General features: G+C 67.9%; 1 pseudogene. It reads right to left on the bottom strand.

Going from position 1 to position 377, the window contains the following annotated elements:
* Positions 1 to 268: pseudogene (locus tag BMG07_RS41045) on the bottom strand (hemagglutinin); the annotation flags it as partial.
* Positions 269 to 377: the final 109 nt, after the last annotated feature.

The following is a 377-nucleotide window of genomic DNA, read 5'->3' as shown; positions in this document are numbered from 1 at the left end:
CGCCGCTGGCCACCGACTGCGGCCCGATCGCCACCGACTCCTGGCCCAGCGCCTGCGAGTCCCCCGCCGTCGAATTGGCGTGGAAGTACTTCGTGCCGTTGTTGTAGATGCCGTTGACCGTCGTGCTCAGGCTGGTGACGTTGACGTTGGTCGTGCTCAGGCCGCTCGACAGGCTGCCGATGCCGGTGGACAGACTGCCGATGCTGCTCGTCGCGGTGCTGAGGCCGGACGAGGTCGAGGTCGACAGGCTGCCGAGGCCGCTGGTCACCGTGCTCAGGCCGCTCGAGGTCGAAGTGGACAGGCTCGTGATGCCGCTCGTTGCCGTGCTGAGGCCGGAGGACGTCGAAGTCGAGAGGCTGTCGATGCTGCTGGTCGCC

The sequence above is a fragment of the Variovorax sp. E3 genome (genome assembly GCF_016082275.1).
Lineage (GTDB): Bacteria > Pseudomonadota > Gammaproteobacteria > Burkholderiales > Burkholderiaceae_C > Variovorax.
Note: the sequence above shows the minus strand (reverse complement) of the source record. Positions and strands in the feature narration are given on the sequence as shown.